Raw genomic sequence first — 757 nt, forward strand, 5'->3', positions numbered from 1 at the left:
CCGCCACCCACTGCCCGCGAACCCTGCCGGCCCCGTTGCCAACCCCTACCTCGCCCAGTCCCACAACAACCAGACGCACTGGAACGACGCCGCCACCGACAGCGCCGAGTTCGCTGTCCCGCGCGGCGCCTTCGAGCTCACGCCGGAGTCGGTGCAGCTCATTCCCAACGAGTCGGCAAGCCTGCCCCTCGTGGCCGATCGCGTCGGCGGCAAGGACATCTACTGGTGGTGGGCCGGCTTCTCGCTGCGCAAGGTGGGCGTGGATGGCGGCAAGTTGGTGGAACTCGCCCGCACCGAGATCCCGGTACACCTGCCGAACTACACCCCGGTCACCCCCGAGCAGCGCCGCGAACAAGCCGCGGCCGTGAAGAGGTTCCTCGATGCCGGTGACGAGCAGGGCCTGCTCGCCTACATGAAATCGCAGCCGAACCGCACCTTGACGCTGGCGGAAGATCAGGTCGCCAACGGTGCGGTCTATTCGGTACTGGGCCGTGACGACGCCTTTTACGGTTGTAGCGGCCGCCAGGTCTTCCGTATCGACCAGGAGGATCCGAAAGAAGCCAGCTCCGGGATGAAGGCGCCGCGCGCCATCACGCTGCCGGCCGCCCTGTTCGACAATGCCAAGGCGGCGAGCGGCACGCGTAGCCCCGCCGACATCCTGTTCGGCATGGGCATGTCCTACAACGGCTACCTGGTCGTCAATACGCTGGGCGGCAAGGTCATCACCCTGGACCGCGACACGCTGGAAGTGATCGAC

General features: G+C 66.8%; 1 pseudogene. It reads left to right on the plus strand.

The features are described from left to right. Window positions 1-10 precede the first annotated feature (10 nt). Window positions 11-757: pseudogene (locus OR16_RS47080) on the plus strand (hypothetical protein); the annotation flags it as partial.

Source organism: Cupriavidus basilensis OR16 (assembly GCF_000243095.1).
Classification (GTDB): domain Bacteria; phylum Pseudomonadota; class Gammaproteobacteria; order Burkholderiales; family Burkholderiaceae; genus Cupriavidus; species Cupriavidus basilensis_D.